The sequence below is a fragment of the Streptococcus oralis genome, from assembly GCF_901543815.1.
GTDB classification, from domain to species: domain Bacteria; phylum Bacillota; class Bacilli; order Lactobacillales; family Streptococcaceae; genus Streptococcus; species Streptococcus oralis_CM.
Window position 1 is genome coordinate 1024338 of the sequence record NZ_CABEIU010000002.1, and the last position, 26708, is coordinate 1051045.

The following is a 26708-nucleotide window of genomic DNA, read 5'->3' on the forward strand; positions in this document are numbered from 1 at the left end:
AAGGATTGGGAAAGAACCCTAAAAATAAAAGCAAGTCAAATGACTCGCTTTTATTCACTGATAAGTTTGATGCGATAACCATCTCGGCTGGTGAAGTAGTTGTACTCATCCACTCCGACAACGGACTCTGTGAAGCTACTCTTGATAGATACAACATTCTGGTCTTGGAAACGAATTCCGATACAGCCTGCAGGCACATTGACCTTTAAAATCTTATCCACTTCCATATAGCCGTTAACGATCTGACGAAGCTCACCCATAAAGATGAAGTGGAGCCCAACTGTCCCTCCTTTGTGCAGAAGAGACTTAAAGGCATCTTCTGTCATCTTAAGATTCATGAGCTTGCTGAGGGCTTGTGCTTCTGGAATCAAGATGTAGATAGGATAATCCAAATCAGCTGGCGTGCGCGCATCCACTTCAGACTGCATATCCATAAAGAAACCAGGGATCTCCTCGCCCACAAATACTTCGTCGAACAGCCCTTCCGACTGATGGTAGTTTCCTGTTGGATCCACCAAGAACTTTTTAATGTGACTAGGCACTTTTTCTAAGCCTGTCAGAAGCGCTGCTTCGCCATATTCTAGCTGCTGCATGGTATCATAGAGAAGCTCAAAGTAGCCGTCTCGTTTTGGCACAAAGCCAACCGGGTGTGTACTTTCTTTGTCAAAACCAATTGGCAACTCGCCTCTTTGCCACATATCCTGAACTTCCTCGTGATTTTCAAAGAAACTCGTAGAAATCTTACTTGGCAACATAGGTACTGCTTCTGGACGTAAGCCTTGCCAGTCCTGATTCATTGATTGGATTTCTGCTGTTAAGTGAGAAAGACGGTCGATATCGTCTTTTCCTTCTATCGGCAGATAGACTTGTAACTCTAGAACCTCTTCCTGTGTCACCTGAGCACGGCCGACAATTTCCTGGCCTGGCAGGGCATCACGTCCCATAACCGTCCGAAGCGCTCCTTCTTCTACTAAGTAAAAGCTCAAAGCATTGGGAATCGTCGAGCTCATCCGTAATCGCAAGCTACTAGCGCTGAGTACGGTTATCAGAGTATAAATACCCAGACTAGCTCCCTCACGTAGGAGCTGGTTGACAGCTGACTCGATGATCTCCTCTAATGGGCTTTCCCGTACTGAGTCATAGCCATCAAAGAAGTTGAGAAGAACAGGGAGAGCTTGACCTGTCTTTTGCTCATACTGTGACAGACTAGACACCCCAGCCTCTGTAAAGAGGGCTTTTCGCTCTTTCATAAGACTATCCAGACGTTTCAGATACTTGAGGAGCTTTTCTTCCTCATCTAGTCGAACCAGATCCGCCACGTGTGGCAACTCTCTAATTGGTAAGAGACCATTCGTCCCAAAATCAAAAAGGTTAAACTGAACTTGCTCAGGCGTATTTCTACGAGCCAGATTCATGAGGATAGTTTGAAGAGCTGTTGATTTTCCAAAGCCTGGGGACCCATATAAGACGGTATTGCCCAACTCCTCAATATCAAAGTGGTAGACCTCCTGCTTTTGAGCACTTGGCAGATCCAGCATGCCTAGTGGAATGGAGAGTTGACGTGGGGTTGTCCACTCTGCTTGACGGTCAATTGCCGCTCCTACTAGCTCCTCTCCAAGAGGTGGTAACCATGGCTTTTCAGGGAGGATGACTTGCAGACGCTCCGTTTCCCTATTGATATAATCAATCACAGCTTCAAGCTCTGTCTCCTGCTCTTGTGTCTCTTCAACCGAGTAATCCCCGTCATTTCCGTCAATCAAGAGTTCGCTCTGCCCTAGTTGATTCACTAACCAAATCCGTTCATCTACTTGATTACCTTCATCACTATAAGGCTGATAATCCGCTCCACTCCATGCTGACTGAAAGAGTTCATAGATTTCATTGTTTCCGACCTGAAGATAAGCACGACCAGGCTGAGTGATACTAGCCGCATCTGGGGTTTTGATAATCTCATTTGAGTCTGAAGGATCGGCAACCTTGAGCGCCAGCTTAAAGCGAGAATTAGACCAGATCTGCTCATCCACCACTCCAGATGGCTTTTGAGTCGCAAGGATCAGGTGAACCCCTAGGGAACGTCCGATACGTGCCGTGGAGACGAGTTCTGCCATAAACTCTGGTTCATTTTGCTTCAACTCCGCAAACTCATCTGAGATCAGGAAAAGATGAGGTAAAGGCTCTGTCGGATAGGTCTTTTTCTCCTCTGGATCGCTAAGTGCCTTTCCTTTTTTATAGAGCTTGGTGTAGCCATTGATATGGTTGACACCGAATTTCCCAAAGAGACGCTGACGCTTTTGAAGTTCCGCACGAATACTCTTCAGCGCACGAGCCGTCCCAGCTCCATCCAAGTTGGTAATAGCACCCATCAAGTGAGGCAGCTTGGCAAAGAGATTGGCCATTCCTCCCCCTTTGAAGTCAATCGGAAGAAATCCAACATCTTCTGGCGCAAAGTTAACAGCTAGAGACAGAATATAGCTCTGCACAATCTCAGACTTACCAGAGCCGGTAGTCCCTGCAACTAGTCCGTGTGGACCATGGGCACGCTCATGAAGGTTGAGCAGCACAATATCATCCTTCCCTCGAACACCTAGAGGTACAGCGAGAGACTTAGATGCATCCGCCGCCTGCCAGCGTTTCTCCACATCCAATTCCTCAACCTGCTTAACACCGTAGAGTTCCATAAAGGAAATCGTATCTGGAATCGAGTTTTTCTCCACTTCGATATGATTGAGATTGGCCAAACGGTAAATCGCTTCTTCAAGTTTTCCATTTTGAGGCAGACGATTAGGCTTAAAGTCTTGGTTGACATAGATATGATGATTATTGACGAGCTTGGCTGTTTCTCCATTTTGATAATCAACCACTGCCGTCACCGTCTCAGGCAACATATTAAGGCTTTCCTTACCCCAGATAACCGTCACCCCATATTGGGTCATATCCTCTGCCAGAAATTCATTGAGCCCATGTCCTGACAGCCATGACTCATCCAAAATCGTCAAGACATAGTGCGGCGAGAAGATTTGCTCCTGCTTTTGTTCCCGAACGACCTGACGACGCTTGACTAACATCTGGTAAAAAGAGGTCAAGATCATGTCCCTAGTCTGGTCATCATGAATAAGTCCCCGTAGATTGAGACTCCGCATTTGCGCATGAGGCAACCAGCGCCATTCTCGCCAGTGATTCTCGTATTCCTCTTGGGAGACCAAGGTCACAAACTCTACATCATGATAGGAATGAAGCGCCGCAATCTGAAACAATAGCGTTTGAACTGCTACTCGTAAGACAGGAGCTACTCCCGCTAATCCCAAAGCCTGATCACGTAGAGAGAGGACAATAGGCGCATCCTCTAATTTTATATGAGGTTGTACCAGTTTTTTCTCGACAAAGCGGCTCCAGTCTTCCTTGCGATTGGTTGGTTGAAAACGTAAGGAATAACTAGAATCAATCGTTCCAGTTCCCAAATGAACCTTTAGAAAGTCATCATTTGTCACCATCTTCTCATAAATCCGTGGGTTGTAACTTTCTACTAAATCCACTAATTCATCAACCGATGGAAAATTATATGTCAAGGCTTTCTTTTGTTCCGTCTTTAGACGACTCAATTGGCTTCCTGTCTCTAAGAGATACTCTTGATAATCATCGTTTCTTTTCTGATTCTTCTCTTTGACTTCCTTTTTATTGGTAAAATAGCTCGATACTGAAAATCCAGCTGTCAAGAGACTGGCACTGGCCATTCCCATCATAAGCAAGGCATTTCCCTGCATAAAGACACTAGAGGCTCCGCTAATCACCACCATTCCAACAGGCGGTACGATCGCACGCCATAGCTCACCACGTCTAAGTTTTTCTTCTGGTGCTGGTGAATTGATTTCCACCTTATCCTCAGGCTCTTTTAGATAAATGCGTGGACTTCTACGATAATTAGGAAACTCATGTGGAAACTCAGCTTTATAAGGTTCTTCAAACAAATGATCAGATTGGATAGTGTGCTGTCTGCTCAAGGGCAGGAAATGGATCTGATGTTCTCGAAATGAGAAAAGAAAGCAGTCCACCACCAAAACATCCCCTACCTGAATAGAGGCATCAACTTCCTCTAGAATTTGTCCATTTAGATAAACCTTAGCTCCATTAGATGATCCAGAGAGATGATAGGTATTCTCCTTAACCTTCAGGTAAAGGAGAGCTTGACTTTCAAGGCAAACATCTGCTTTCTTCTCCTTAGAAAAGAGTAAGTCCTGCTTAGGATAGGTAAAGGAATGGATCTGAATCTGTTCATGTGGAATGGCTACCAGACTTTCCTCCTCCTGACCAGCCCAAGGGATTCCGTCCTTTTCAAGACCACTTTCAGTAATTGAGATATGACTTTCTCCAATATTGATTGAGGAGGCCCTTTCGGTCAACTCTTTGTACTCAAAGCATTCTTTAAACGAAAACACATGCCAAAGAACCTCTTCATCTGACAGCTTTTGACTCCAAGTCGCTTGTTTGCCCTTAGTTGCCATTTTTAGTCTCCTTTGATGTACTATTTGCCTTTGAACTTCCGTTTAATTGTTCCTGTAACTTATCAATTTCTTTTTGATACTTTTCAAGGAGTTCTCGCTTTTTCGCTCCGCTCATCGTACTGTCTGTATTGACCTGATCATAGAGCTTTGTATAAGCATGAAGAATATACTGAATGTCCCCAATATTTTGAGCAATATCAAGTGCTTTTTCAAGTTCTCCACGGCCGATATAGATCCAATAAGAAAGAGTATTCTCACTAGATTTCTGTGACAAGTTTCTAGATACAGCTTCCTTTTGTTCTTGAGTCAGATTGTCTAACTCTAACGAGCTAGCCGCAAGTGTATACTGGACTCCCTTCGGAAGACTATTTGGAGCTTCTGACTTAAGACCTTCTACCACTGCCGTATAATCCTTAGCAATGTAACTCGTCTCAGCCTGAATGATTTTATCCTGCTTAGGCACCACATAAAAAGCATAAATACCTGTTGCAATCCCCATCGCAACTGTTACAATTGCGAGTCCTAAAGAACCCCATTTAAACAATTGATAGTTCCTTTTCGAGACAAACAGTTTTTCCTTTTGACGCTTCTCTTCTTGGATACGAGCCTGCTCACTAATGAGATGGTCTACTTCATCAAAAGTCTCCGCTTTAAAAAGAGTTTCCGCAAAAGCATTTTTTACCGTCGTAAGACTATCAATTAACTCTTCAAAGTTGAGCTTAGGTTGTAAAATGAACACAGCTAAAGCCTTATATTGCTTTAACAAGTCCTCTTTCATGAGCGAAAAAGGAACCACACTATCTGTCATCCCTCTATGTCCTAAAAGGACACTTTCCCCGCTCACAAACAGATTATCTGGGTGAATAAAGGGTTTCATAGGCTGATCGACAGTTTCTTTTAAGAATTGTAACTTTTGAAAAAGATGAAGGCGTTCTAAGATTTCTTTATTTTCAACAGCTTCTCGAATCGACTGATAACCTGCTGGAATTTGGTAAGAAAGACGAACGACCTCTTCTGCCTCTTCTTTCACTGCTCCTTGAGCTAAATGTGCCGTGCTTTCTAAAAAGAATCGATACTGCTTCATCCGATTCAGTTGAAATTGATTAGCGGATAACTTAATCTCTAGTTCACCAGCCTCTTTCGACCACTTGGATTGGATACTTGTCTCTTGTACTTTCATTTCTTTCTCCCTACAATTTCTAATTGATCTCCGTTTCCTAAAGGAAAGTCCGCTATCTGGTCATCATCATAAAAGGCAATTGATTTATTAGTCACTTGAAGATCAAAGTGACTTGGTAGCTCTTGGTTCATCATTGAAAATGACTCACATATCAGCTCTTTTACTCTCTTGAATGAAACCTGCGTTGGAAGTTTCAAATCATATATTTGGTCTCTCCATTTTATACCAACCGTAATTGTCTTCATCACACACTCTCCTTCTTAAAACGAAGCACTTTTGAGTACTTCCTACCTAGCCAAACACCTAGATAGGTCACTCCAAGTAGACCTATTCCAAATCCTAAAATAGATAGCCAAGTAGGTAGCGAAGTGTTAGAGGTGCTCTCTCCAGTCAAAATTGCTTCATCTGCTCTATAATCTGCTTGAAACAAGCCACGCGTCACCTTATCCTGACTCTGAAAACTATTAGTATCTTTAGTCCCGGTAAAAAGAGAGGACTGCGCTTGATGAACATTCTCTTGCTGTGCTTTTTGTAGCTGTTTTTCTTTCTTCACACTATCTTCTAAAAATAATTCAGGAATATTCTTAGACTTAGTAGTCTGAGGACTGTTCCCTTGATCATGGATGGTTTGATTATTAATTTCAAGACTTCCATCATCTGCTCGGACATCACCTGAGTTAAGAAAAAGACACAACAATAATAGACTAAAAATGACTTGAACCTTCTTCATAAATCTCCTTCCCCACTTGGTAAAGATAACTTTATTATACTACAAATCACACCATCTCACAAGAAAACAAAAAGGATCCTTACGGATCCTTACCTTGATTATTTCTGGCTCTATAATTTCTGTAGTGGGTAAAACCACTGTAGGAATTATGGAGTCTATTTTGTTGTAGAAAAAAAGCCCTATAAGACCTATAATGAAAAAGTGACCAACCCCTCATTAGAAAGAATCTTATGGAACAATTAAATTTTATCACAAACATACTTGAAATTAAAGACAAAAATATTATTATCTTAGATTATCTTGACGCTGGAACGCATAAAGAAGTCATTGCTAAGCTCGATTATCCTGCCTCTAAATGTCACAACTGTCAAGGACAAATGGCTAAATATGACTTTCAAAAAATCCAAAATCCCCTACCTCGAATGCGCTTGCTACAAGACTCTCATTCGATTGAAAAAACGCCGTCTCCGCTGTAAAAACTGTGGAAAAATAGCCGTCGCAGAGACTTCCTTAGTCAAGAAGAATCACTAGATCGCAACCATCGTCAAACAGAAAATCACTCAAAAATTGATTGAGAAAGTCCCTATGACAGCTATCTCCGAAAGTTTATCTGTCTCCACTTCTACAGTCATTCGTCAGTTACATAAATTCAAATTTAAGACTGATCTTAACCACCTTCCAGAACACATGAGTTGGGATGAATATAGCTTCAAGAAAGGAAAGATGAGCTTTATTGCACAGGACTACGATACAAGAAAGATCCTAGCTATCTTAGATGGACGGACTCAAGCAACTATTCGCAATCATTTCCTTCGGTATTCTAGACAGGTAAGAAGTCGCGTGAAAGTCATTACCATGGACATGTTTAGTCCCTACTACGATATTGCTAGAAAATTTTTTCCAAATGCTAAAATCGTTCTCGATCGTTTTCATATTATCCAGCATCTCAGCCGAGCAATGAATCGCGTACGCATCCAAATTATGAATCAGTTTGATAGAAGATCGCACGAATATAAAGCACTGAAACGTTACTGGAAACTCATTCAACAGGATAACTATACGCTGAGCAGTAAACGATTTTATCGTCCAACATTTCAGTCGCATTTAACCAATAAAGAGATTCTCGAAAAACTTCTCTCTTACTCTCAAGATCTTAGAGATCACTATGAACTCTATCAGCTTTTACTCTTTCATTTTCAAGAGAAGCACGCTGATTATTTCTTTGAATTAATCAAGGAAACTATTTCTTCTGTCAATCCAATCTTCCAGACCATTTTTAGGACCTTTTTGAGAGATCAGGATAAGATCATTAATGCACTTGTACTTCCCTACTCAAAAGCAAAACTTGAAACCACAAATATCCTCATCAAAGTCATTAAGCGAAATGCTTTTGGCTTCCGGAACTTTGAAAATTTTAAAACGAGAATCCTCATCGCTCTTTGAATATCAAAAAGGAGAGAACCAATTTGGTCCTCTCCAGGCTGTAACTTTTTATCAACCCACTACAGTTGACAAAGAGCCTTATTTCTTTCTTGTAAAGAGATTGAGACTAACTCCGATGCCTACAAATAATAAGAGTAGAAGAATCGTTACAATGCTTAAGTTACCACCGACCAAGAGATAACTAAAGCCGTTTTCAATATTTTGTAACGGAGACAGTCGATATAAGAAATTAAGGAAACTTCCTGATTGAGTTGCCACTCCCAAAATAGGAGTTAGTAGGAGATAAAAACCTAAGAGGGATGCAGATACAATATAAGTCGGATACGGAGCTTTCTTCAAGCTGTAAGATAGCACTAAAATCAAGCTTGCCATTAACATAAAGCTATAAATGAACCATAAGAATCCATTAGCTGCTGTTGCTACTCCTATTGTAACTCCTGAAAACAAAATCGAACCAACAGTAGCTGTTATGATTGTCGGTAAGAAACTTTGAAGCTTCAAGTCCCACTTTTTCGTTGTCAAAAGATCAGTTTCTTCCCTTTCCTGTCTATCTTTAACAAAGCGTCCGATCGTCATAGCTATCACAAAAGAAATAACCGATAACAACAAGGTCATATAATAGGGGATGATGGAAATGTGACTAGCTGCCTGTGTCTTACCTTCTGTGACTTTTGTAGTAATTGGATCGGATAAGAAATTGAACACTTGCTTGTTATCAGCACCTCCACTTTTCGCATTGGCAAGCACCTTTCCAAACTGTTCTGCATAAGAGGTATTTTTCTCAACTGTACCACTTGTTTCCTTCACACTCTGATTCAAACTGGAAAGGACACCATCTGCGGACTTTTGAATCGATTCTGTTGTCTCGTTTAACTGTTGGATTTGTGGTGAGATATCTCGTACCTGAGCAGCTCCATCAGCTGTAGCTTGTGCAGTTTTTTTAGAACTATCTCGTAAGCTATCGTATTGAGACAAAAGTGACTTCACTTCTTCTTCCAGCTTAGAGGTATTCATCTTCTCTGGTTGTGGATTTTGATCATTGACAACTGATTCATAAGCAAGTTTCTCAGAATCTTTCCACTGATTATGAGCCTCATCTAAGACCTTCTGCATCTCCCCATACCAGGTATTTAAGGCAGAAGCTTGCTTAACAAGCAAATCTGAGTCTGGGAGAGACTGATACACTTGACGAAGGGTGCCTTCTTTAGGATTTTCTTTTTCACCTAGAATATCTGTCACATCCTTTAATTGCTGATCTACCTGTTTGTATAAATTATCTCCTGTAAGCCGATACTTAGTAACTAAAACATCCGATATTTCTGAAGCCCGTTCGTCGTCAGTTAGATTATTGTAGAGACTATATACAGAATCTGGACTAGCCTTTTGTACGAGAGTACCACTTGATAGCGTGCTTGCAAATTGATTGATATCTAAACTTGCCCCTGGTGATGCAAATAGAGTAACGATTTGTTGGGCAGTAAGGTCTAGGTTTTGGAAGTTTTTCAGAATCGCAGGTAAATCCTCAGCCAAAGTGTCATACTTACCATTAAAGACAGATAACTGAGCACTAGCTTGAACTGAACTTCCATCTGTCCAACTATAACCTACTTGGTTATAGGAATTCTTTTTCACATCATCAGATAAATTCCACTTTATCTGACCACTAATCGTGACACTCACCTTTTTAGGAAGTGTCGCATAGCTTGGTTGACTGACTTTTGGTGGAGTAGTTGGCGTTGCTGTCGTACTTTCACTTGTAGAAGTGGAATTTGTAGATGTTGCTGCATCACTTGCATCCGCATTTGAAGTACTTGATCCCCCTGAGTCCGAAGAGGCGACAGGAGTAGTTGACGCCGTTCTTTCATTAATAAATGTGACTTGAATTGTATTTCCTGATACTGCAGCTGTCACATGATAGCCTGTATCTTTTAACTGTTGACGGATAGAGGCTTCAATTGAATCTTTCGTCACACCTTCCAGTTCAAGATTCCCCATATTTGCATCATCGATGTTCAATTGGACTGTCTGACTACCAGTTGACGGATCAAATTCTAGAGTTTGGTGAATGGGATAGGTCACTGGACTAGTAACAGTAGCCGCTGAGGACAGATACTTAAAGGTTGTATTTTGTCCTAAAGAGCCACCCAACTCGCTACTGTAGTTAGACACAATTTTCAGTGCATTACGATAAGTTGTAGCCTCATCTGATGAGATCAATTTATCTTGCTCTAATTTAGCAATGAGAGCACTCAAATCTCCAGATGAAATCATCGGTAGGCGACTAGCAATTGCCTCAATATACTGCTTAGGAAGTTTGCTTCGGTTTTCTGGCTTCGTCATTAAGTTCAAAATAGCCGAGCGAATATCTTTATCAGTAGCTGTCTGATCACTTAAATCCTTAGAGCCATAATAAGTCTCTGCAATGGTCTCCCTGAGTGCTCTAAGCTCCGCTACTTCTTTTTCTAAAGAAGTGATTTGTGCCTCTAAGTTCCCCTTGACCTTACTTTGTGCAGTTTTATACTCCCCCGCCTTAGCTTTGAAATCTGCCATAAAGGAACCGGTTGCCGTATCGGAAAACTGCAATTCTTTTAATTTAGCATTCCCAACAGTGTAAAGGGCATTATACAAGTCAGAATAATGCTTCTGATCATCTGTCCATTGTTTTTCCAAGGCAGCCTTATCTTTTTCAGATTGCTCCTTATATTGGTTGGTTGACTTTTCAAGACGAGTATTAGCTTCTTTTGAAAACTCATTCACAGAGTTTGTTGTAGATTCAAGGGCTTTCCCAGAAGCATCTAAAGAGTTGTTATTCGCTTCCATGCTGCTTGCGACTGATTTAACAAAAGCTTCTTGTTGGGTCTTAAAGAGTTCATTATCCGTCTTCAGACTATTTGCAATGGATTGAGTACTTCTAAATGAATCTGGTAGGGTCGAAAATGGAGCTTGAATATTTGAAATGATGAACGTATTTTGAGATAACTCTGTAGTTGCCATCTGATTCACATTCGTCTGTGCATCTGAAAGATTTCGAATGATGCTCGAAAAATACATCCGAACCACCCGTTGATTAAATCCTTGTAAGACTGTATTAACTTGACTGTGGACAGCCTGATTAGCTTGTTCGTTTTGCCCTTCGCGAATCTGGTAAGAAACAGTGGCTTTTTCTGGAGAAACACTCTCTAAGCTCAACAATTTCTCAGAAAAGTCTGACGGAAGAGTAATAACTGCATCAAACTGACCTGACTTCAATCCTGCTTCAGCCACGCTACGATTGGTTGTCTCCCAGTTATTCTCTGTATCCTGATTAATTAAAGTGACAAAATCCGAGCCTAAATTATAATCAGTATTTTCAAACCTTGCACCTTTATCTTCATTCACAAGCGCATATTGAACCTTAGCAGTTTGCTTGATCTCACTTGAATAGTGAAGGCTCTGATCCTTTAATGCGAAATAAACAAGAGAACCTGATAACAGGGATACGCATGCTACTGCAGTTAAAATTTTTAAGTATCGTTTTTCTTTATGAGGACTATTCATTATTACCTTTTCCACTTATAACTAGCAAAAAACGACGCCCCTTTCGAAGCGCCGTTCACCGATGATTAATTCAAACCAAATGAAGTTGCATCCTGACGGTCACGCTCAGCAACAGTATCGGCGTATTGATTCAATTGTGCATGGATACTTTCAAGAAGTTGTTCCATTTGAGTTACGCTTACTGATAATTGTTGGAATTGTTCCAAGTAAGATTGGAAAGCCGCACCTTGCCATTGTCCTTGGAGACGACCATTTGCGCCTGAAACTTTGTTAATGGCATCTTTCAATTGTTCAGAAGCATTGGTATAAGTTTGTGCTTCAGACTTTAACTGTTCTGGGGTCAACGAAATTGCTGGCATATCATTATTCTCCTTTTTTGACTTGGTCATCTTCCCGATAACCTTATAGTCAATATTGTATCACAAACTCGTCAGATTGCAAGTGTTTTTTAGAATTTTGATTCAACTTTATAAATCGATTGAAAACTTCCCACTATTTGATGTGTTCAATCAAGCATGTCACATCTTTCAATATAAAAATACTAGGTTATAATGCATTTCATTGTAGACTATTGTATCAATTACTGAACTCCTACTTCCATCGACCATCTTGGTGATATCAGAAAATCAAAAAAAGGGGGTGCAAAACAATTCCCACAGACACCCTACCTGTTGGAACATTTTGCACCCCCTTTGCGTATGTGGGAATAAATTTCATACTTTACCACTATCAATCCTGCTACATCACTTCAGGCTGTTAGATTTATACTTCACTCAAAAATTCAAAAAAGACCGAATATCAAGCCTTTTGTAACCCCTGAAACGGTGGGCTTTATCCCTTTCTCTCCAGCAGTCCTACAACCTCGATATGATGCGTCTGCGGAAAAAGATCCACTGGTTGTACTTTCTGCAACTCGTATCCCAATTCTTGGTAAAGTTTGATATCACGCGCCATGGTTGCGACATTGCAGGAGATATAGGAAATGCGGTCTGCTCCTGTTTGGCTGCTTGCCTTGATAAAGCTTTCTGTGAGGCCTTTTCTTGGTGGGTCTACTAGGATAAGACTTGGTTGAATACCTTCCTTGAGCCAGTTCTTCATGGCACTTTCAGCTGTGTCACATACATAGTAGGCGTTAGCAATCCCGTTGATTGCCGCATTCTTTTTGCTATTCTCAACCGCTTCTGGAATCACTTCAACACCATAGACTTCCTTAACGTGCTTAGCAACGGATAAACCAATGGTTCCAATACCTGAGTAGGCATCAATAACAACATCATCTTCTCTTAACTCCGCAAAGTCAATGGCTGTTTGATAGAGTTTCTCAGCCATCTCTGTATTAACCTGATAGAAAGCTGGTCCTGATATTTGGAAGTCATTTCCCAACATTTGGTCCGTAATGTAATCTTGACCAAAAAGAGTATGCCATTCTTTCCCAAAAATAGCATTGGTATCCTGGTCGTTGATATTTTGCATGACAGAGATAATCTCTGGAAACTGCTTGATTAGTTGTTCAATCAATTGGTCAACACGGAAAACTTTCGGTCGAGTGGTTACCAAAATGACCATGATTTGTCCTGAGTAGTGACCACGACGCACCACAAGATTCCGAATCAAGCCAGACTGTTCCTTTTCGTCATAAGGTTTCAAATCATAACGACGAAGCAAATCTCGAAGAACTGCTACGACTTGGTCAATAACAGGATCCTGGATGAAGAAATCTTCAAGGGGCATAAGGTCATGCGAATTTTTACGGAAAAAGCCAGTTTCCAAGACACCATTGACACGACGAACGGGCACCTGAGCCTTATTACGATACTTGACAGGATTTTCCATACCTAGAGTTTCAGCAACCTCTACATCTGTAATGCCAGCAATCTTGTAGAGACTATCCTTGACTTGCTTGGTTTTAAACTTGAGCTGTTCTGGATAGGCAAGATGCCCCAAATCAGCGATACCTGAACGTAGATACGCTAGGTCAAGGTCTTGGTTACGATGCGGAGAATGTGTAATGTATTCTTCAACTTTCCCATAGCCGATCTTTTTATTTACCTTAAGGACTCGCATGAGGATTTTCTCAGTTGGTAGAGCATTTTCTACAAAGAAAACCAAACCATCTACCTTAGCAACCCCAGCACCTTCATGGGTCAAATCAACAATTTCAACTTCTACAATATCATTTTTCTTTAACATATTTTTCACTTTCTATCGGCCGACAAAAAAAGACGGCAACATTTCTGTTACCATCTATTATATCATGAAATGACCTAAGCACCAAAACTCTTGAAGAAGTTGACAATGGCTTGCCAGAGGGAGCTAAAGAAGTTGCCCCCGTCTTCTAGCGCTTTATTGGCATCAAAGTTGAGGTTGATATTTTTAAAGCTATCTCCAGCTTGGGAAACAATACTTTCCTTGAGGTCATTTAGGGTTTTAGTGAAATCAGCATTATTCAAGATGTCACTCTTTGAGAGGTTAAGTGCAAAATTGATGATGATATTGACCTGGTTTCCTGTTATAACCTGATCAAGTTTGTAGTTTTTTAGTGTGTCTTCTACAATTTTGCGAACATCTTCCTCTGTCAGATTGCCTTTGGCTTCTTTTGCTTTTGCGATTCCTGCCTTGATATCTGCCAAAGCAACATTGAGTTTATTGGCATCGTAACCTGACTTGTCCTTGTTTTCAGCATTGATATCTGATAAGGCTTTTAGCTCCTCTTGGGCCAAGTCTTTATTGGCTTGCGGTACTTTAGCACCATTGGCCTCTAACGAGTAGTAAATCCCTGCCAGGGCACTTTCACCTGTAACTGGAATAGGAGCTGCAACTGTGATTTTAGCATGCTCTACTCCCAAGGTCACCGCTGCATTACGATACATATCCTGCGTCACCTTGGTGATATTTTCAGGCGTTTCAATCTTGATCTCTAGAGGCGACTTATCACCCAGCTTTTGAATCTTGGCTGACGAATAGAGCTGGAGACTAGCATCATTAGCCACATTCATAATGTTCGAATAGATATCAGGTGTCATAGTTTTGATATCTTTGGTGTCTTTTGATGCATCATAGCCCAGTTTGCTAAGAGTTTGGTTTTTCTGGTCTTCAGATAGAGAAGAACCTAGGACATATTCTGGTTGTACATAGGTTTCATCGATTACTTTTTGAACATCGGTTGCTGCGTGGACGCTCGCCATAGCTGTTGCAGCCCACAATACTGCAGCACTTGTTAGAAAGAATTTCTTTCTCATGGGATATTCCCTCCTTTACCTTTCTAGGTTAATAAAACAATCTTAAAGAAAACTTATAGCGAAAAACACCTGGCAAAACCAGATGTTTAGAAGAAATTAAAGAATTTCATGATATAGAGATTAAAGCGAACCTGTCTCGAGTAGTAATAATTTCCACCATTCTCATAGAGTTCGGCTCCGTGAAAGATAGAAATCGGGTTGATATAGGTGTAGGTCTTCCCTGTAATATTGCCTAGGATTGGAGCGACCGTTTCTCGGGAGTAACGCTTGGCTAGTGCCAGAGTATTTTCCTTGCCATTCTGAGCGATAAAGTCGATATAGGCAGGTCCAAAATTATAGGCTTGCACGGCTGTCCAGACATCAACACCCTTTTCCTGAGCTAGATAGAGATTATCAGTCAATGTCTGAATTCCCTGACGAATGCTCGTCACATTGTCATTGATAGTATTTGTGGTACCGCTAGCAGACTCGCTAGACTGCATGACATCGCCTTCTTTTCCCTTTGTTTCGGTATAAATCATGGCGAGCACAAGCTCTTCATTGGCTGGAGTATCTCTTTCATTGAGGATTTCTCGAACCATGGGTTGGTAGGTCATGACTTGCTTCACATCTTGATGGATATGATAGACTTTATAGACAGCGAAAAGGAAGACTGCTAGCACTAGCACTCTTCGTAGTAATTTAAACATTATTTACTTTGAATATCCTCGATATTTTTGATTAAGATAGAATAGGTTCCATTGTCATTTTGGATAAACTCGACAGATTCTGCGTCTTGATAGACGTTATTGGGAACGATGAGCTCGATTCCGTTTGACAAGGAGAGTTTTTGATTTTCAAATTTCTTGAGCTGACGACTGGCATCAATTTCATCAAACTGGACTGGTTCTGGTACGGCTTCCTTAACTTGATCAATAAAGCTCAAACGAGCTGTCAGATTGTTGTCAAAAAGGTCATTAGCCAATTTTTCAGGTGACAGTTCATTGCTTTCTTCAAGATTGTTGAAAATCGCTGATTTGACCTTGGATTGAAATTGAAAATCATCTGTGTTAAAAGATTCAGCAATTCTCTGGGCCGTTTTCTCCAGTTCCTTGATGGATTTCTTTGGTGAAATCTTAGGGGCAACAGCTAGGAGATTATCTGAAAAATAATTCAAGAAAGTCCCATTGTACTTGATACGTTTTTCGATGAGATGGTACTTGCGACTTTGAAGATTGACCACCAAGGCCTCATCAGCCCCTGTTCCAAATCCAGGCAGGTTATTCTGAGTCAGCTTGATTGGATTATCAACTTCCCCACCGAGGTGAGTCAAGGTTTCCCGCAAGGCAATTCGCAAGAAAGCGAAATGCTCTACACCTTCTTTAGAAAATTGCACAAAAATCAAGTCATTGGTCTTGAGATTTTCAGAAATGCTAAACTCTTCTTTCCAGAGATTAGCCAGGGTTACTGATGTCTCCAACAAATCATCTGTGATGTGATTGAAGAAGGGATTTTCTTCTTCGAAAATCCCAGTCTTGGCTTCATCTGAATACACGCGTTCGATTTTTTTACGTAGGTATTCCTCGATTTTTGGAGTGATATTGAGAAACTTATCCGCTAGAAACAACTCAGTATCATCTGGGCTGAACTGATGGATAATAGCTTTCTTAATATAAATGTCCATAAAAGTATTAGTCCTCGTATAGTGGGAAGGCATCTGTCAACGCTTTAACTTCACTTCTCACTTCTTCTAAGACAGCTTCATTTTCTGCATTTTTAAGGGTTTTGATAATGAGTTCAGCCACTTTACGGCTTTCTTTTTCACCAAATCCACGCGCAGTGATGGCTGCAGATCCAATACGAATACCACTTGTCTTGAATGGTGACAAGGTTTCGTATGGAATTGAGTTTTTATTTAGGGTAATATTAACTTCATCCAGCAAGTTTTGAGCAACTTTTCCGTTTTCTACAACCTTAGTCACATCAACAAGGAAGAGGTGATTTTCAGTTCCACCAGAAATGATACGGAAATCAGGGTCTTGCAAGAAGACTTCAACCATAGCCTTGCTATTTTTGATAACATTGGTAGCATACTCCTTAAAGGCTGGATCCAAAACTTCTTTGAAGGAAACAGCCTTAGCCGCCACAACATGCTCTAAAGGACCGCCCTGAATACCAGGAAAAATAGCTGAGTTGATTTTCTTAGCTAGATCCTCATCATTAGTCAAAATCAAGCCACCACGTGGTCCACGAAGAGTTTTGTGGGTCGTTGTTGTAGTGATATGAGCGTATGGCACTGGGCTTGGGTGAAGACCAGCCGCAACCAGACCAGCGATATGGGCCATATCGACCATGAGCTTAGCCCCAACAGCATCTGCGATTTCACGGAATTTTGAGAAGTCGATAATTTGAGAATAGGCTGAAGCACCAGCTACAATTAGTTTTGGTTTGACTTCTTGGGCTTGTTTCAAGATCGCATCAAAGTCCAAGAGTTCTGTTTCAGGATCTACACTATAAGAAACAAAGTTGTAGGTTTGGCCAGAGAAGCTAACTGAAGCTCCGTGAGTCAAGTGTCCACCTGCTGCCAAATCCATCCCCATAACGGTATCACCTGGCTCAATCAAGGCCATGTAAGCAGCACAGTTGGCTTGGCTTCCTGAGTGAGGTTGGACATTGGCGAATTTAGCACCAAAAATTTCTTTTGCACGTTCAATCGCTAGAGTTTCTACCACGTCTACTACATCAGTTCCACCATAATAACGGCGTCCTGGGTAACCCTCGGCATATTTGTTTGTCAAGATAGACCCTTGAGCTGCCATAACAGCCTTGGAAACCACGTTTTCCGAAGCAATCAACTCAATGTTGTTTTGTTGGCGTTCTTCTTCTTTGGCAATAGCATTCCAGAGATCAGCATCGTATGCTTTAAAATCGTCTTTATCAAAAATCATAGGTCTTCTCCTTTATAGTGTGACTGGTCCTTTAGTTTATTTTTCAATAAGAAAAAAACTAAAAGATGCGAATAAACCGTTTCTGCATTTTATCACAAGTATAACCAACTTTTTCATAAAATGCATGAGCACCCAGACGATGATCAGCAGAGTTTAAGCGGATAAACTCATAGCCCCGTCTTTTTGCTTCTTGATCCAACCCTTGCAGTAAGCTTTTACCGATACCTTGCCCTTGTGCTTGAGGCGAAACCGCTAAGCCTAAGATATTAAAGCCTGCTTTGGAATAGAGAGATTCATAAACTTCAGCATGGACATATCCAAGTAGGACATGGCTGACCTCATCCTCATAGCCAAGTAGGAAATGATGAGAATCCTGAGACAGTCTAGCTAGTTGACTAGCTGTGTCCTCTGGACTAAAAGTATAGCCCAAAGTCTCTTGATTGATGTCACATATAGCTTTTACATCTGTTTCTTGCAAATCTCTTAGCATCTCATTCCTCCTCAAAAGAAATCTCTGGCAACTGAGCAAGAATATCTTCACGCTTAATGGCTCCTTGGCGTAAGATTTTCACCTTGTCTCCAGACAGATCCAAAATGGTCGAATCCTGTCCAGTTAAAAAAGCATCGTCTTCCAGACCCAAAACATCTTGGTCAAAATCTTTCAGAATTTCCTGAAAGATTACTCCACTTTCCTGACCTGAAATATTGGCAGATGGCCCAATCAAGGGACCAGTCTCTCGAATCAAATCCAGCGTAATAGGGTGATTCGGCATCCGAAATCCAACAGTTACAAGACCAGAATTGACCCAATATGGAACTCTGTCGTTTGCTTCTAGGATAATGGTCAAGGGACCCGGTAAAAAGGTCTCTACAAGTTTTTGTAGATAAGCTGGTTGATTCTTTGAAAAGTACAAGATGTCCTCTAGAGAGGCAACATTGAGATTAAGCGCCTTGTCTCTAGGACGACGTTTGAGCTGGTAAACATAGTCGACTGCTTTTTCGTCTAGAGCTTTGGCAAAGAGGCCGTAAACTGTCTCTGTAGGCAGAACAACAGCTCCTCCCTTTTCCAACTCTTGTCTAATCCTGTCCATCATCAGCTACAACCATCCTATCTTGACCAAATTGGTCCTTAAGTGTTCGTACTCGTTTTTCAGGAAGATGTTTCCTAAAAAGCGCAGGAACACTTTGACCTTGCTTGTATCCAATTTCAAGGTAAATCTTACCACCATCTGTGAGATAGTCTTTTGCATTTTCCACAATTCTACGGTAAATAGCTAGGCCATCCTCATCTGCAAAGAGAGCTAGATGAGGTTCCGAATGCAAAACATTCAAACCGACCTCTGACTCATCTTCACGAGAGATATAGGGTGGATTGGATACAATTATATCATATTTTTCAGAAATTTCTGCAAAACAATCAGATTTTTTAAAAAATATCTGGAAATTCTGAACTTTAGCGTTTTCAGTTGCCAAATCTAGTGCATCCTGTGAAATATCAACTGCTGTCACTGACCAGTCTGGACGATTCTTTGCTAAAGCAAGGGCGATGGCACCACTTCCAGTGCCGATATCCAAGACCCTGAGATTTTCTTTAGGATTTTCTGCCAAGATAAGTTCCACTAACTCCTCTGTCTCTGGTCGGGGAATCAAGACTCGCTCATCCACTTGTAGCTTCATTCCATAAAAATCTGCCTGTCCAATGATATACTGAGCTGGTTTGTGAGCTACTAACTGCTGATAAATTTCTTCTACAAATTGTTTTTCTTCTTCTGTTACCTCTTGCTGAAGGGCAAAGACAAAGTCTGTAAAAGAGAGATTTTTTACGCTACGATAGACAAAAGAGAGGCTTTCTGCTTCCTCTCCTTGTCTTATCAACTCTTCTTCAAAATCTGAGAATAATTGAGCTAATTTCATTATTTGTTTAATTCTTCTAATTTTTGTGTTTGGTCATAGAGCACCAAGGCATCTACAACTTCATCCAATTTACCAGACAAAATGGTATCTAGTTTTTGGAGAGTCAAGCCGATACGGTGGTCTGTGACACGGTTTTGTGGGAAATTGTAAGTACGGATACGTTCTGAACGGTCACCAGTACCGATAGTAGACTTACGCTCAGCGTCTTGTTCATCCTGAGCAATCTGCGCAAAATGGTCAGCAACACGCGCGCGGATGATCTTCATGGCCTTCTCACGGTTTTTCTGCTGGGTACGTTCTTCCTGCATCTCAACCTTGATATTGGTCGGCAAGTGAACGATACGAACGGCAGTCGCAACCTTATTGACGTTCTGTCCACCAGCACCCGATGCGTGGTAGATATCAACACGAAGGTCTTTTGGATCAATATCGTATTCTACTTCTTCCACTTCAGGCATGACAAGGACTGTCGCTGTCGAAGTATGTACACGGCCTTGGCTTTCTGTCACAGGGACACGTTGCACACGGTGGGCACCTGATTCGTACTTAAGCTTAGAATATACAGATTGACCTGAAACCATGGCAACCACTTCTTTGAAACCACCGACACCGTTCATAGAAGCCTCCATGACTTCAAAGCGCCACCCTTGAGCTTCCGCATACTTTTGGTACATAGTTAGAAGGTCTCCGGCGAAAAGTGCTGCTTCGTCCCCACCAGCTGCTCCACGGATTTCAAGGATGATGTTCTTGTCATCATTTGGATCCTTTGGAAGGAGCAAGATTTTTAGTTTTTCTTCGTACTCTTCTTTTTCAGCCTTGGCATCTTTGAGTTCTTGCTTAGCCATTTCTTCCAAGTCCGCATCTCCGCCAGACTCTTTAATCATCTCTTCGGCATCGATGATGTTTTGAAGGACTTGTTTGTACTCACGGTAGGCTGTTACCGTATCACGAGTAGAAGCCTCTTCTTTTGAAAGCTCCATGAAACGCTTGGTGTCTGATACTACATCAGGGTCACTCAGCAATTCTCCTAGTTCTTCGTAACGGTCTTCTACAGCTTGTAGTTGATCATAGATGTTCATTTTTTCTCCTTATTTCTCAATTGTTAAATCATAGATTGCTACTACTTCGTTCTCAAATATTTCCCCAGTTTCTTTAAATCCATAACTGAGGTAACAAGATCTTGCATGTTCATTTTCTGGTTCATAAGACAACCAAAGTTTATTGCCTAAACCTGCTGGCGCTGTCCGAACATAGTCCAGCACTTTATCCATAATTGGTTTAAAATATCCTTGATTTTGAAAATTCTTATCAATCATAAAACGAAATAGTAAATAATTTCCACTACTAATTCCGATCTTTTTATCATAAGCTATCATCACAAAACCTATAATTGCATCCTTATCATAAACTGCCAATGGAGCTACAAAATCTCCATTTTTAGTGTAGACATATGCTTCAGCCAAACTAATTGCGTTGGTTGCAATGAATTGTTTTTGATATTCCTTGACATCCAAATTCAAAACATCAAAATAATTTTCCATTGTAACATCTCTTAGTTCAATTGTCATAGTTGTGCTCCTTGTTAGATGTTATCATTGGCGCAAAATAATGTTTTCGGCAGACTGAGATATAGGTTTCATTTCCACCGATTTGGATCTGCTCACCATCATAAACGGGCAGTCCATCCTGAGTTCGTAATACCATGGTCGCCTTTTTCTTGCAATACTGACAAATGGTCTTGATTTCGTCAATCTTGTCTGCTAAAAGCAATAGATATTTGGAACCTTCAAACAGTTCATTGCGGAAGTCATTTTTCAAACCAAAAGCCATAACAGGTATGTCTAACTCATCAACAACACGAGCTAGGTCGTAAACGTGGTGACGCTTGAGAAATTGAGCCTCATCGACTAGCACACAGTAAGGTTTTTCAGCTAAATCTCGGATATAGCCGAAGATATCCGTTGTCTCCTCAATCGCAAGGGCAGGGCGTTTCATGCCGATCCGACTAGATACATAGCCAACACCATCACGTGTATCCAGAGCAGAGGTCATGATGACAACACCTTTTCCTTGCTCTTCGTAGTTATAGGCTACCTTGAGAATCTCAATCGTTTTACCTGAGTTCATAGTCCCATAACGATAATACAACTGTGCCATGCTTCTATTTTACGTCCATTTCTAAATTTTTGCTACATTCTAGTATATCATAATTTTCTGAAGCTTTAAACGGCAAAATGTGGTAAAATAGAAGAAATCAAAAACTAGTGGAGGAAGCTATTATGCCATTTGTACGCATCGATTTATTTGAAGGACGCACGCTCGAGCAAAAGAAAGCTCTTGCTAAGGAAGTAACAGAAGCTGTTGTTCGTAACACTGGAGCACCTCAATCTGCTGTCCATGTCATCATCAATGACATGCCTGAAGGAACCTACTTTCCTCAAGGGCAAATGCGCACCAAATAAACTAGCTTAAGCAATTTCGCTTAGGCTTTTTAAGTCTTAGAGTAGCATCCATTGAAGAAATAACCTAAATTTGTTACAATTTGAAGAGATGCTTGGATACATATCCTAAGAAAAGAATTACAAAAGGAATTAGTATGATTACACGTGAATTTGATACCATCGCTGCTATCTCCACACCTCTTGGAGAAGGGGCCATTGGTATTGTCCGTTTGAGCGGAACTGACAGTTTTGCCATTGCGCAAAAGATTTTTAAAGGCAAGGATTTGAGTAAGGTTGCCAGCCATACTCTTAACTACGGTCACATCGTTGACCCTCAAACTGGTAAGGTCATGGACGAGGTTATGGTTGGGGCTATGAAGTCTCCAAAGACCTTCACTCGTGAGGATATTATCGAGATCAACACCCACGGTGGGATTGCGGTGACCAATGAAATTCTACAGCTAGCTATCCGTGAAGGAGCTCGGTTGGCAGAACCTGGTGAATTTACCAAGCGTGCCTTTCTAAACGGTCGTGTGGACTTGACACAGGCTGAGGCGGTGATGGACATCATCCGTGCCAAGACAGACAAAGCTATGAATATTGCAGTCAAACAATTGGACGGTTCCCTTTCTGATCTCATTAACAATACTCGGCAAGAAATCCTCAATACACTTGCGCAAGTTGAGGTCAATATCGACTATCCAGAGTACGACGATGTTGAAGAAGCCACTACTGCAGTCGTCCGTGAGAAGACTATGGAGTTTGAACAATTGCTAACCAATCTCCTTAGAACAGCTCGTCGCGGTAAGATCCTTCGCGAAGGAATTTCAACAGCTATCATCGGGCGTCCCAACGTTGGGAAATCCAGCCTCCTCAACAACCTCTTGCGTGAGGACAAGGCCATCGTAACAGACATCGCTGGTACTACTCGAGATGTTATCGAAGAATACGTCAACATTAACGGGGTTCCTCTCAAATTGATTGATACAGCTGGTATCCGGGAAACAGATGATGTCGTGGAGCAAATCGGAGTTGAACGCTCCAAGAAAGCCCTCAAGGAAGCTGACTTGGTACTTCTTGTCTTAAATGCTAGTGAGCCACTAACAGCACAAGACAGACAACTCTTAGAAATCAGTCAAGATACCAACCTCATTATTCTGCTTAATAAAACTGATCTTCCTGAAGCGATTGAAACTTCTGAACTTCCAGGAGATGTCATTCGTATTTCAGTTCTTAAAAATCAAAACATTGATAAGATTGAAGAACGCATTAACAACCTCTTCTTTGAAAATGCTGGCTTGGTCGAGCAAGATGCTACTTACTTGTCCAACGCCCGTCACATTTCCTTGATTGAAAAAGCAGTCGAAAGCTTACAAGCTGTTAATGAAGGGCTGGAACTGGGTATGCCAGTTGATTTGTTGCAAGTTGACTTGACCCGTACTTGGGAAATCCTCGGAGAAATCACTGGAGATGCTGCTCCTGATGAACTCATCACCCAACTCTTTAGCCAATTCTGTTTAGGAAAATAAGAAAAATCCATGATCGTTCTTGCGGTCATGGATTTTATTGTAGTTATTAGTAATCTGGTCTTAAAACACCAGTTACAGTTGCCTTAGTTGCTTCGTAGTCGCCATCTACGACAACTTTGATAATGCGTTTGGCATCTTCTTCTGGTGCTGGAACTAGAGGTAATCGAGTTGGTCCAGCTTCAAATCCCATATAGTTCAAAACAGCCTTAACTGGAGCAGGACTTGGATAAGAGAAGAGGGCATTGACTTTAGGGATGAATTTACGTTGAATAGCTGCTGCTTTCTTCATATCGCTTTCTGCAATGGCAGTGAGCATCTCGTGCATCTCATCTCCATTTGTATGGGAGGCAACAGAAATAACCCCATCCGCACCGAGATTCATAGCATGGAAGGCATCGCCATCTTCACCTGTATAAATCAAGAACTCTTCTGGCTTGTGCTCAATCAAGTAAGCCATATTGGCCAAACTAGTACATTCTTTGACACCGATGATATTTGGATGGTCCGCCAAACGAAGCATGGTTTCTGGAGTCAATTCGACAACTACACGACCTGGAATGTTATAGATGATAATAGGTAAGTCAGAAGCATCCGCAATCGCCTTAAAGTGCTGATACATCCCTTCTTGAGAAGGTTTATTGTAGTATGGTACGATAGCAAGGCCAGCTGCAAACCCTCCAAATTCTGCGACTTCTTTGACAAACTCGATAGAGTCACGTGTGTCATTGGTCCCTACACCTGCAATCAAAGGAACACGTCCATTGACAACCTTCTGTACAGCCGCAAAGAGTTCCAACTCTTCATCGTGGGTCAGAGTTGGACTCTCAGCAGTCGTTCCAGCTAGAAGAATTCCATCTGTGTGATGGGCCAACAAATGCTCAATCAAGGCTGGAATAGCATCAAAGTTGATGGAACCATCCTCATGGAAAGGGGTAATAAAGGCCGTGATGATTTTACACTCTTTTAAATCTTGGTAAGACATGTGGAACACCTCTCTATTTCAAAGAAGGAGTTCATTCGAACTCCTAAACCATTATTTCAATTCAAATTTCAGCTCAGCTGTTGGACGAACCAGTCCACGTTCGTGAAGAGTTTCTGCAATTTGAACTGAGTTCCAAGCAGCACCTTTGAGAAGGTTATCTGATACAACCCACATGTGAATTCCTTTTTCTGCATCCAAGTCTTTACGGATACGACCAACAAAGGTATCACGTGAACCAACAGCATTGATGGCTTGTGGATAGACTTGGTTAGCTACATCATCCTCCAGAACAGCACCTGGGAAGGCTGCGATAGCTGCTTTCACTTCTTCGATTGGAGCCACTTCTTTTGTTTCGATATAAACTGACTCAGAGTGAGCTGACAAGACTGGAATACGAACACATGTTGCAGACACTGCGATGCTATCATCTTCCATGATTTTCTTCGTTTCCTTAGTCATCTTCATCTCTTCGTAAGTGTAATCATTGTCAGTAAAGACATCGATTTGTGGAAGAGCGTTAAAGGCGATAGGATAGTGTTTCTTGTCACCGCCTGAAGGCAAGATTTCCGCATGCAAATCACGTGGATTCACACCGTCATTCAAGACTTCACGAAGTTCACGTTGTGTTTCAAGAATCGCTCCCATACCAGCACCAGAGACTGCTTGGTAAGTTGAAACGATGATACGGTCCAAGCCCCATTTTTGACGAACTGGCTCAAGCGCTACCATCATTTGGATTGTTGAACAGTTAGGACAGGAAATGATTCCGTTGTGGGCATCAAGTGCATGAGCATTGACCTCTGGGACAACCAAAGGTACGTCTGGATTTTGACGGAAGTAGGATGTGTTATCAACTACTACCGCTCCAGCTTGAACTGCGTATGGTGCATACTTAGCTGATGTCGAACCACCTGCTGAGAAGAGTGCAATATCAACACCCTCAAAAGCTGTCTCAGTCGTTTCTTCAATCGTAATATCTTGGCCTTTAAATTTCAAAGTCTTGCCTGCTGAACGTGCAGAAGCAAGGTAACGAATTTTATCGATTGGAAGTGTTGATTCTTCCAACATTTTTATCATCTGAGCTCCGACAGCACCTGTCGCGCCGACTACAGCAACTGTATATCCCATAAATAACCTCTTTCGGAATTTTCTAAAAATTTCTATAATAGATGTATTATACTACTTTTTCCAGAAATTGAAAAGCTTTTTTAGACTATATTTTCTGAAAACTAAAAATCCCTAGTCATTGACCAGGGACTAAGAGGCATCTTCATGTGATGAGCAGGTTCACACAACTCATCAAGGTCCGCTCCTGCGTTATGACCTCCTTATGCTCAATAGTAGTTCGAAGACTACCTATCGACTCATCGCAACTACTATTCTACTAGATAGAGTTACTTTTGTCAACTGTCAAAACTCTTTAGCTTCATTTTCACAGAAGTATAAGAAAAACCTTGGTCTCCCAAGGTTATTTTGTTTCTATCATGCTAATTGCCGGGATTGAACCGGCGACCTCATCCTTACCATGGATGCGCTCTGCCAACTGAGCTAAATCAGCTTACCTAAAAAGTATACTATAGTTCTATGCTCTTGTCAAGCGCTCTCTTTTAATTTTATGGAATGAAAAAAGCTAGATTTAGCAAGAATCTAGCTTATAAACTTCTTATTTTGTAAGGTCGATTCGCTGTCCCAGTTTATTGATCAAAATCGCACCTACGATAAGTGATGCAAACTCACCAATTCCCGTAGAGAACCATGTCAAGAAGAACGGAGCTTCTGCAACGATATGGAGTTCAGCTGCAATGGTAATCATTGAAATGGAGAAGAGGATTGAAAAGAAGAAATGATCTTTTCGAATCAAACCATTGAACAGATAGTCTTTCTTGTACTTGCTAAATAGCCATACACCTAGACTTAGGAAAACTAGGGTAGATCCCCCGCCGACAAAGACATCTATTAGACCAAAGCTAAAGAAATTAGCAATCATACAACCAATCGTCACACCGATGATATATTTAGGGTTATAAAATGCCAAGAAATTCATCATCTCTGAAATACGGAACTGATAGGCGCCGTAGCTAATGGCATTCAACGGTGGCGTAATGGTCAAAACCACATAGATAGCAGCAACGATAGCAATATCTGCCATGTCACGAACAGTTAATTTTTTCATGTTTTCTCCTTTGGCGGTTTCCCGCGTAAAATATGCTTGGTGAAAGAAGCTAAGCACCAAGGGTTGAGATTATCAACCTTACTAGTATAGCACAATAGCTAGCTTTATGCTATA

Annotated in this window: 22 protein-coding genes, 1 tRNA gene, 1 pseudogene and 1 riboswitch; of the genes and pseudogenes, 3 read left to right on the forward strand and 21 right to left on the reverse strand. The window is 41.3% G+C overall.

What is annotated here, in order from left to right:
* Positions 1–50: 50 nt before the first annotated feature.
* The 4 genes from essC to FQT28_RS05290 are packed head-to-tail and all read right to left on the reverse strand — an operon-like array spanning position 51 to position 6409.
* A complete protein-coding gene (essC, locus tag FQT28_RS05275) occupies positions 51–4499 on the reverse strand; it encodes a type VII secretion protein EssC (protein ID WP_143989622.1) in 4449 nt (1482 codons plus the stop codon).
* Positions 4489–5679 (reverse strand): type VII secretion protein EssB, encoded by a 1191-nt coding sequence (essB, locus tag FQT28_RS05280; protein WP_084948604.1) that lies wholly within the window; start codon positions 5677–5679, stop codon positions 4489–4491. Before essB ends, essC begins: the two co-directional genes overlap by 11 nt.
* Entirely contained in the window at positions 5676–5924 is a 249-nt protein-coding gene (locus FQT28_RS05285) for an EsaB/YukD family protein (protein ID WP_084948606.1), read from the reverse strand. The genes essB and FQT28_RS05285 overlap by 4 nt, the downstream gene beginning before the upstream one ends.
* Positions 5924–6409, reverse strand: coding sequence for a type VII secretion EssA family protein (locus FQT28_RS05290; RefSeq protein ID WP_084948607.1), 486 nt, complete (start codon positions 6407–6409; stop codon positions 5924–5926). Before FQT28_RS05290 ends, FQT28_RS05285 begins: the two co-directional genes overlap by 1 nt.
* Before the next feature lie 230 nt (positions 6410–6639).
* Between FQT28_RS05290 and FQT28_RS05295 the strand changes: the two are divergent.
* Positions 6640–7896: pseudogene (locus tag FQT28_RS05295) on the forward strand (ISL3 family transposase).
* Between the two features lie 34 nt (positions 7897–7930).
* Here FQT28_RS05295 and esaA read toward each other — a convergent pair.
* From esaA to FQT28_RS05360, 13 genes are all read right to left on the reverse strand, one after another.
* A complete protein-coding gene (gene esaA / locus FQT28_RS05300) occupies positions 7931–11389 on the reverse strand; it encodes a type VII secretion protein EsaA (RefSeq protein WP_143989623.1) in 3459 nt (1152 codons plus the stop codon).
* Between the two features lie 65 nt (positions 11390–11454).
* Positions 11455–11748, reverse strand: a complete 294-nt coding sequence (locus tag FQT28_RS05305) for a WXG100 family type VII secretion target (RefSeq protein ID WP_084948610.1) — start codon at positions 11746–11748, stop codon at positions 11455–11457.
* Between the two features lie 472 nt (positions 11749–12220).
* Positions 12221–13579: a 23S rRNA (uracil(1939)-C(5))-methyltransferase RlmD gene (rlmD, locus tag FQT28_RS05310; RefSeq protein WP_084948612.1), complete on the reverse strand. Its 1359-nt coding sequence runs from the start codon at positions 13577–13579 to the stop codon at positions 12221–12223.
* A 74-nt stretch (positions 13580–13653) separates the two neighbouring features.
* Complete coding sequence (locus FQT28_RS05315) at positions 13654–14628, reverse strand: DUF1002 domain-containing protein (protein ID WP_143989624.1); 975 nt, start codon at positions 14626–14628, stop codon at positions 13654–13656.
* A gap of 86 nt (positions 14629–14714) precedes the next feature.
* Positions 14715–15317, reverse strand: a complete 603-nt coding sequence (locus FQT28_RS05320; protein WP_084948615.1) for a lysozyme family protein — start codon at positions 15315–15317, stop codon at positions 14715–14717.
* Positions 15317–16291 (reverse strand): nucleoid-associated protein, encoded by a 975-nt coding sequence (locus FQT28_RS05325; RefSeq protein WP_000356101.1) that lies wholly within the window; start codon positions 16289–16291, stop codon positions 15317–15319. The genes FQT28_RS05320 and FQT28_RS05325 overlap by 1 nt, the downstream gene beginning before the upstream one ends.
* Before the next feature lie 7 nt (positions 16292–16298).
* Positions 16299–17555, reverse strand: coding sequence for a serine hydroxymethyltransferase (gene glyA / locus FQT28_RS05330; RefSeq protein WP_143989625.1), 1257 nt, complete (start codon positions 17553–17555; stop codon positions 16299–16301).
* A 58-nt stretch (positions 17556–17613) separates the two neighbouring features.
* Positions 17614–18045: a GNAT family N-acetyltransferase gene (locus tag FQT28_RS05335; RefSeq protein WP_132974206.1), complete on the reverse strand. Its 432-nt coding sequence runs from the start codon at positions 18043–18045 to the stop codon at positions 17614–17616.
* Between the two features lies 1 nt (position 18046).
* The gene (locus tag FQT28_RS05340; RefSeq protein ID WP_185952357.1) at positions 18047–18649 is read right to left on the reverse strand and encodes an L-threonylcarbamoyladenylate synthase; all 603 of its coding nucleotides are present in this window, start codon (positions 18647–18649) and stop codon (positions 18047–18049) included.
* On the reverse strand, positions 18633–19469 hold the full coding sequence (gene prmC, locus FQT28_RS05345; RefSeq protein WP_143989626.1) for a peptide chain release factor N(5)-glutamine methyltransferase: 837 nt from the start codon (positions 19467–19469) through the stop codon (positions 18633–18635). Before prmC ends, FQT28_RS05340 begins: the two co-directional genes overlap by 17 nt.
* Entirely contained in the window at positions 19469–20548 is a 1080-nt protein-coding gene (gene prfA / locus FQT28_RS05350) for a peptide chain release factor 1 (protein ID WP_001028810.1), read from the reverse strand. Before prfA ends, prmC begins: the two co-directional genes overlap by 1 nt.
* Before the next feature lie 9 nt (positions 20549–20557).
* Complete coding sequence (locus FQT28_RS05355; protein ID WP_000151326.1) at positions 20558–21037, reverse strand: GNAT family N-acetyltransferase; 480 nt, start codon at positions 21035–21037, stop codon at positions 20558–20560.
* On the reverse strand, positions 21027–21626 hold the full coding sequence (locus tag FQT28_RS05360; protein ID WP_143989627.1) for a thymidine kinase: 600 nt from the start codon (positions 21624–21626) through the stop codon (positions 21027–21029). Before FQT28_RS05360 ends, FQT28_RS05355 begins: the two co-directional genes overlap by 11 nt.
* A 122-nt stretch (positions 21627–21748) precedes the next feature.
* Between FQT28_RS05360 and FQT28_RS05365 the strand changes: the two genes are divergently transcribed.
* Entirely contained in the window at positions 21749–21931 is a 183-nt protein-coding gene (locus FQT28_RS05365; protein WP_143989628.1) for a 4-oxalocrotonate tautomerase, read from the forward strand.
* Between the two features lie 134 nt (positions 21932–22065).
* Positions 22066–23439 (forward strand): tRNA uridine-5-carboxymethylaminomethyl(34) synthesis GTPase MnmE, encoded by a 1374-nt coding sequence (gene mnmE, locus FQT28_RS05370; RefSeq protein WP_143989629.1) that lies wholly within the window; start codon positions 22066–22068, stop codon positions 23437–23439.
* 46 nt (positions 23440–23485) lie between these two features.
* On the opposite strand, the gene dapA is transcribed toward mnmE, so the two are convergent.
* The 4 genes from dapA to FQT28_RS05390 all read right to left on the reverse strand — a co-directional run bounded on the left by dapA (position 23486) and on the right by FQT28_RS05390 (position 26594).
* The gene (dapA, locus tag FQT28_RS05375; RefSeq protein ID WP_143989630.1) at positions 23486–24421 is read right to left on the reverse strand and encodes a 4-hydroxy-tetrahydrodipicolinate synthase; all 936 of its coding nucleotides are present in this window, start codon (positions 24419–24421) and stop codon (positions 23486–23488) included.
* 51 nt (positions 24422–24472) lie between these two features.
* Positions 24473–25549, reverse strand: coding sequence for an aspartate-semialdehyde dehydrogenase (locus FQT28_RS05380; RefSeq protein WP_143989631.1), 1077 nt, complete (start codon positions 25547–25549; stop codon positions 24473–24475).
* Between the two features lie 357 nt (positions 25550–25906).
* Positions 25907–25979: transfer RNA gene (locus tag FQT28_RS05385), tRNA-Thr, on the reverse strand.
* A gap of 105 nt (positions 25980–26084) precedes the next feature.
* The gene (locus FQT28_RS05390) at positions 26085–26594 is read right to left on the reverse strand and encodes a QueT transporter family protein (RefSeq protein ID WP_125415822.1); all 510 of its coding nucleotides are present in this window, start codon (positions 26592–26594) and stop codon (positions 26085–26087) included.
* Positions 26592–26688: riboswitch (PreQ1 riboswitch) on the reverse strand. (Overlaps the previous gene by 3 nt.)
* Between the last annotated feature and the right edge of the window lie 20 nt (positions 26689–26708).

Excerpts from the sequence above, each read along its gene's own strand:
- essC (WP_143989622.1), bottom strand. The coding sequence starts at position 4,499 with ATGGCAACTAAGGGCAAACAAGCGACTTGGAGTCAAAAGCTGTCAGAT.
- essB (WP_084948604.1), bottom strand. The coding sequence starts at position 5,679 with ATGAAAGTACAAGAGACAAGTATCCAATCCAAGTGGTCGAAAGAGGCT.
- FQT28_RS05285 (WP_084948606.1), bottom strand. The coding sequence starts at position 5,924 with ATGAAGACAATTACGGTTGGTATAAAATGGAGAGACCAAATATATGAT.
- FQT28_RS05290 (WP_084948607.1), bottom strand. The coding sequence starts at position 6,409 with ATGAAGAAGGTTCAAGTCATTTTTAGTCTATTATTGTTGTGTCTTTTT.
- esaA (WP_143989623.1), bottom strand. The coding sequence starts at position 11,389 with ATGAATAGTCCTCATAAAGAAAAACGATACTTAAAAATTTTAACTGCA.
- FQT28_RS05305 (WP_084948610.1), bottom strand. The coding sequence starts at position 11,748 with ATGCCAGCAATTTCGTTGACCCCAGAACAGTTAAAGTCTGAAGCACAA.
- rlmD (WP_084948612.1), bottom strand. The coding sequence starts at position 13,579 with ATGTTAAAGAAAAATGATATTGTAGAAGTTGAAATTGTTGATTTGACC.
- FQT28_RS05315 (WP_143989624.1), bottom strand. The coding sequence starts at position 14,628 with ATGAGAAAGAAATTCTTTCTAACAAGTGCTGCAGTATTGTGGGCTGCA.
- FQT28_RS05320 (WP_084948615.1), bottom strand. The coding sequence starts at position 15,317 with ATGTTTAAATTACTACGAAGAGTGCTAGTGCTAGCAGTCTTCCTTTTC.
- FQT28_RS05325 (WP_000356101.1), bottom strand. The coding sequence starts at position 16,291 with ATGGACATTTATATTAAGAAAGCTATTATCCATCAGTTCAGCCCAGAT.
- glyA (WP_143989625.1), bottom strand. The coding sequence starts at position 17,555 with ATGATTTTTGATAAAGACGATTTTAAAGCATACGATGCTGATCTCTGG.
- FQT28_RS05335 (WP_132974206.1), bottom strand. The coding sequence starts at position 18,045 with ATGCTAAGAGATTTGCAAGAAACAGATGTAAAAGCTATATGTGACATC.
- FQT28_RS05340 (WP_185952357.1), bottom strand. The coding sequence starts at position 18,649 with ATGATGGACAGGATTAGACAAGAGTTGGAAAAGGGAGGAGCTGTTGTT.
- prmC (WP_143989626.1), bottom strand. The coding sequence starts at position 19,469 with ATGAAATTAGCTCAATTATTCTCAGATTTTGAAGAAGAGTTGATAAGA.
- prfA (WP_001028810.1), bottom strand. The coding sequence starts at position 20,548 with ATGAACATCTATGATCAACTACAAGCTGTAGAAGACCGTTACGAAGAA.
- FQT28_RS05355 (WP_000151326.1), bottom strand. The coding sequence starts at position 21,037 with ATGACAATTGAACTAAGAGATGTTACAATGGAAAATTATTTTGATGTT.
- FQT28_RS05360 (WP_143989627.1), bottom strand. The coding sequence starts at position 21,626 with ATGGCACAGTTGTATTATCGTTATGGGACTATGAACTCAGGTAAAACG.
- FQT28_RS05365 (WP_143989628.1), top strand. The coding sequence starts at position 21,749 with ATGCCATTTGTACGCATCGATTTATTTGAAGGACGCACGCTCGAGCAA.
- mnmE (WP_143989629.1), top strand. The coding sequence starts at position 22,066 with ATGATTACACGTGAATTTGATACCATCGCTGCTATCTCCACACCTCTT.
- dapA (WP_143989630.1), bottom strand. The coding sequence starts at position 24,421 with ATGTCTTACCAAGATTTAAAAGAGTGTAAAATCATCACGGCCTTTATT.
- FQT28_RS05380 (WP_143989631.1), bottom strand. The coding sequence starts at position 25,549 with ATGGGATATACAGTTGCTGTAGTCGGCGCGACAGGTGCTGTCGGAGCT.
- FQT28_RS05390 (WP_125415822.1), bottom strand. The coding sequence starts at position 26,594 with ATGAAAAAATTAACTGTTCGTGACATGGCAGATATTGCTATCGTTGCT.